The following is a 5000-nucleotide window of genomic DNA, read 5'->3' on the forward strand; positions in this document are numbered from 1 at the left end:
GTTACTTTTACCCTCAAAGGAAATATTCTTTTATTTCTTATTGGCAAAAATAAACAATTTTGATAAAAAATAAAACTATATGCGATATTTTTATTTTTTTCCTCTTCTGAAAAGCGGCGATTATGTCGTTTTGCTTAGAAAATAGGTTAGTAAAATTCTAATCCGAATTCGTCTTTTAGTTGTACTAATGCTTCGTTTTTCTGCGCCATCATTTGAAATTTCTCCACTCTGCTATAAGCACGGGTTTGTTCGGCAGGAGCGCTGACACGTACGGTCATGGTGATTTTCCTGTTTTTCAAACGGAGGCGCATGTACTCTTGGATGGCGGGTATCATGGCCGTGAAGTCCTTGGCTATGATGTCATTATCTACCACGGCTTCGAAAGTGGTGGTATTGCTTAATAAGGTGACATGCATGTTTTGCATGCGCTTGGCTATGGCCACTTGCTCTTGGGGCATGCGTCCGGCATATTCTTGCCAGTAAAAGTTCACATCTTTTTCGTTGAAGATATAGTCTTCTTCTATCTGTAGGGATTGGCGCACAAGAGGGGCGCTGTTCGTTTTTTCCTGTTTTTCTTCCGTTGCCGTATGTTTTATGGAAATGCCCAAATTGGAGCTTTTCATCACCGGAATCTTCTTTTCTTCTTTTCCTTGTGCCATCAGTATGGCAGTGGGGATGGGATGAGAAGGATCGGCATTGGCTTCCTGACTCCGGGTAGGGGGGCTTGGACGAGGATTTTCGCTTTGGGCAATAGCTGGGGAAACCGGACTCGTGCTGGTTTGCGGACGAGTTGCAGCAGTGGCGGCCTGCGGCTGCTGTGTAGCGGTAGGCTGCGTGAATATGGGTTTTATTGCTTGTTTAGGGCTACGCCCATTGGACGAGTCATCTTCCTCGGTGGTGATTTGAGCCGCTTGTATCAGTGTCAGTTCTACCAGCAGGCGTTTGTTTTTGCTTGTGCGATAGCTTAAGTCACAGTCGTTGCACAGTTTCATGGCACGATAGAGAAAAGGCAGTGGGCACTTCTGCGCTTGCGCCCGATAACGCTCGCGGATGCCGGCGCCCACCTGAAGTAAAGGCAATGTTGCCGCGTCTTTGCTTACGAGCAAATCACGTAGGTGGGAAGAAAGGCCGGTGACGAAGTGGCTGCCGTCGAAACCTTTGTTTAGGACGTCGTTCAGCAGCAACAGCGCGTCGCTTACTTTGTTCTCAAGGAAAAAGTCGGTCAGCCTGAAGTAATATTCGTAGTCCAGCACATTGAGGTTCTCAATCACGCTTTTGTAGGTGATGTGTCCCCCGGTGAAACTGACTACTTGGTCGAAGATGGATAGGGCGTCGCGCATGCCGCCGTCTGCTTTGAGGGCAATGACATTCAAAGCCTCCGGTTCGGCGGTAATACCTTCCTTCGAGGCCACGTAAGCCAAGTGGGCTACGGTGTCTTCCACGCCGATCCGGTTGAAATCGTAGATTTGGCAGCGCGAAAGGATAGTCGGCAATATCTTGTGCTTTTCGGTGGTGGCAAGGATGAAGATGGCATGGCGTGGCGGCTCTTCCAGTGTTTTCAGGAAAGCGTTGAAAGCCGAAGCGGAAAGCATGTGCACCTCGTCGATGATATATACTTTGTATTTGCCGATTTGGGGTGGGATGCGTACTTGTTCCACCAGCTGGCGGATGTCGTCGACGGAGTTATTGGAAGCGGCATCCAGTTCATGGATGTTGTAGGAACGCTGCTCATTGAAGGCTGTGCACGACTCGCATTGATTGCATGCCTCTCCGTCCGGGGTGGGACTCATGCAGTTGATGGTTTTGGCAAAGATGCGGGCACAAGTGGTTTTTCCCACGCCACGCGGACCGCAAAAGAGGTAAGCATGCGCCAGCTTTCCGGTGGCGATGGCATTCTTCAGGGTGGTGGTCAGTGCGTGTTGCCCTACCACCGAATCAAAGGTCGAGGGACGGTATTTCCGGGCAGATACGATATAGTTTTCCATATTCGGGATATTCTTTGCTTTTTGTGCAAATGTACACAAAAAAAAGAAATCTTTCGGTTATTCCTCTTATCTTTGTGTCGTGAAGTTGCATTGCAGGCAACCTGCGTTCGAGAATTGTTAATAGCTAAATAGATGTTGCGATGGATAAACTTGCTTCTCTTTGGTCTTTTGTCCGCAAACACAAGTATCTGATTACGCTTGCATTGTTTGTTTTGATTATCGGTTTTCTGGATGAAAACAGCATTGTGCGTCGTTTGGGTTATGCCAGGGAAGAAAGCCGCTTGTGCGATGAGATTGAGAAATACCGTAAGGAATATGAAGAAAACACCGAGCGTCTTAATGAGCTTGCTGTCGATTCCGGTGCCATCGAACGGGTTGCTCGCGAGAAGTATCTGATGAAGAAGCCCAATGAAGATATTTATGTGTTTGAAGAAGATATAGAAGAATGAAACAATTGATATCAGCCCTCTTTACGGTGGGAGCCGTTATGCTTCTGGTTGGAGCTGCCGTTTATGTCACCGGATGGTTCCTCTCTCCTTATATATATACTGTGGGTGCCACAATGGTGGCTTTGGCGCAAATCAATTCTCCTTCCGAGTGTAAGACGCCTGTTGTGAGGCGCCTGAGGCGACAGCAAATATTCGCTGCGCTTCTGTTGGTACTTACAGGAGCATTTATGTTCTTTACGCATGGCAACGAGTGGATTGTTTCCTTGACAATCGCTGCCGTGCTCGAACTCTATACTTCTGTACGGATTCCGCAGGAAGAAGCCAAAGAGGGTTTTTAGAGAATGTGCTCAACATTACCTGAATTCTGAACAGTTTTAGAATATATCAAGTTGCTCGCCATTGACGGAGTTGACTCAATTGCGGATTTTCTTTTTTTTAGTTTCGCAAAACGATATTTGTTTCCTTTCTCTTTCAGCAATACAGATTCCTTGCTGAGAATATCCGCCCTCCTTCCTTCGCTCTTGTTTCTATTGGTGATTTTTTTTACCTTCTGTATTTCTTTTCCTTTCTCTTTTTGATCCCCTCTTTTACCCCTGTCAGAAGTACTTCCGGCGGGGGTACAATCAGTCGGCGACTGAAACCGTTTCAGTCCCTGAGTGAAACCGTTTCAGTCGCCGACTGATTCCCTTTCGTTCAAGGAGTGAGTCCGTCTCGGTCGTCAGCCGGTCTTCCTTCCTCCGTTTTTTGTAAAATAAAATGGGCGCATGTTGTGTAGTGTCCTTTTTCCCTCCGCACCTTCCCCTTTTTTCCCGTGCTTTCCCCCGTATCGTCTCCGTATCCGATCCCCGTCGCCTCTTTGTGTTCCCTCCTCTTCCTCCTGCATGGGGAGCGTCCTTAAGCCGTCCCTTCCTCCTTTCTCTCGCGCACGTATATATTATAATGTGTCCCTTCCCCTTCCTTCCTTTGCTCCCCTTTCTTTTTCTTCTCTTGGATTCCTTTGTCATTCAGCCTTTTAAGCCGTTCCCCGTATTTTCTTTTAAAAAAAGTTCCTTGTATATTTTGCGATGTTTCCCTTAAGTTCTACTTTTGCATCCGCTTTCGGCAACGGGGGCACGGGTGCTTTGACATGATGGTTTGCAGGATGCCGCAAGCGGCTTTCGTTTCCCTTTATTTTCCTCCCCTTTCGCACAGAGAGCGTCGGCGGGAAATAAAAAAGAAAAAAACTTCCGCAATAATTTGGAAGATATCGATAAAAGTCCTTACCTTTGCATCCGCTTTCCCGTTAGGGTCGGCACCATCGATCTTTGAATAGATTTACATAAACAATACAAGTAGTACAAGAGCAAGGCTTGTTTCCCGTAAAATGCGGGGATCGGTCTTGGGTAAAACAGAAGAACCGTCAATGTCCCTTATGTATTTTATACGTATGGGGTCCGCATTGGTAACTTCTTTAAATTTTCGGATGTCCTGAACAGAGCAAACGGGATTCCTTCCTTCCCCTGACCAAGGGGTCGGGTCATGTGAATCCCAATCGATACTTTTACAATGAAGAGTTTGATCCTGGCTCAGGATGAACGCTAGCTACAGGCTTAACACATGCAAGTCGAGGGGCAGCATGGGCTTAGCTTGCTAAGCCCGATGGCGACCGGCGCACGGGTGAGTAACACGTATCCAACCTTCCGGTAACTCCGGTATAGCCTTTCGAAAGAAAGATTAATCCCGGATAGTATGGTGATTCCGCATGGTTTCTCCATTAAAGGATTCCGGTTACCGATGGGGATGCGTTCCATTAGGCAGTTGGCGGGGTAACGGCCCACCAAACCTACGATGGATAGGGGTTCTGAGAGGAAGGTCCCCCACATTGGAACTGAGACACGGTCCAAACTCCTACGGGAGGCAGCAGTGAGGAATATTGGTCAATGGGCGGAAGCCTGAACCAGCCAAGTAGCGTGAAGGATGACTGCCCTATGGGTTGTAAACTTCTTTTATAAGGGAATAATTGTGGGTACGCGTACCCATTTGCATGTACCTTATGAATAAGGATCGGCTAACTCCGTGCCAGCAGCCGCGGTAATACGGAGGATCCGAGCGTTATCCGGATTTATTGGGTTTAAAGGGAGCGTAGGCGGGCGCTTAAGTCAGCTGTGAAAGTTTGGGGCTCAACCTTAAAATTGCAGTTGATACTGGGTGCCTTGAGTGCAGTATAGGCAGGCGGAATTCGTGGTGTAGCGGTGAAATGCTTAGATATCACGAAGAACTCCTATTGCGAAGGCAGCTTGCTGGAGTGTAACTGACGCTGATGCTCGAAAGTGTGGGTATCAAACAGGATTAGATACCCTGGTAGTCCACACAGTAAACGATGAATACTCGCTGTTTGCGATATAGGGCAAGCGGCCAAGCGAAAGCGTTAAGTATTCCACCTGGGGAGTACGCCGGCAACGGTGAAACTCAAAGGAATTGACGGGGGCCCGCACAAGCGGAGGAACATGTGGTTTAATTCGATGATACGCGAGGAACCTTACCCGGGCTTGAATTGCAACCGAATTATCCGGAAACGGGTAAGCCG

3 protein-coding genes and 1 rRNA gene (1 of these 4 running past the window's edge) are annotated in these 5000 nt (G+C 47.8%); 3 read left to right on the forward strand and 1 reads right to left on the reverse strand.

The features are described from left to right. Positions 1 to 146 precede the first annotated feature (146 nt). Entirely contained in the window at positions 147 to 1985 is a 1839-nt protein-coding gene (locus tag C3V43_RS00010; protein WP_106068062.1) for a DNA polymerase III subunit gamma/tau, read from the reverse strand. Between the two features lie 140 nt (positions 1986 to 2125). Between C3V43_RS00010 and C3V43_RS00015 the strand changes: the two genes are divergently transcribed. The 3 genes from C3V43_RS00015 to C3V43_RS00030 form a co-directional block, all read left to right on the forward strand. Beyond that, complete coding sequence (locus C3V43_RS00015) at positions 2126 to 2434, forward strand: FtsB family cell division protein (protein WP_106068063.1); 309 nt, start codon at positions 2126 to 2128, stop codon at positions 2432 to 2434. Continuing rightward, entirely contained in the window at positions 2431 to 2772 is a 342-nt protein-coding gene (locus tag C3V43_RS00020; protein WP_106068064.1) for a hypothetical protein, read from the forward strand. The genes C3V43_RS00015 and C3V43_RS00020 overlap by 4 nt, the downstream gene beginning before the upstream one ends. A gap of 1204 nt (positions 2773 to 3976) precedes the next feature. Then, positions 3977 to 5000 (forward strand): 16S ribosomal RNA (locus tag C3V43_RS00030) (it continues 504 nt past the right edge of the window).

Origin of the sequence: Prevotella heparinolytica (assembly GCF_002998535.1) — a bacterium.
Classification (GTDB): Bacteria; Bacteroidota; Bacteroidia; order Bacteroidales; family Bacteroidaceae; genus Bacteroides; species Bacteroides heparinolyticus.

Bases quoted from the DNA above. Each gene is read 5' to 3' on its own strand.
- C3V43_RS00020 (WP_106068064.1), top strand. From the start codon at position 2,431: ATGAAACAATTGATATCAGCCCTCTTTACGGTGGGAGCCGTTATGCTT.
- C3V43_RS00010 (WP_106068062.1), bottom strand. From the start codon at position 1,985: ATGGAAAACTATATCGTATCTGCCCGGAAATACCGTCCCTCGACCTTT.
- C3V43_RS00015 (WP_106068063.1), top strand. From the start codon at position 2,126: ATGGATAAACTTGCTTCTCTTTGGTCTTTTGTCCGCAAACACAAGTAT.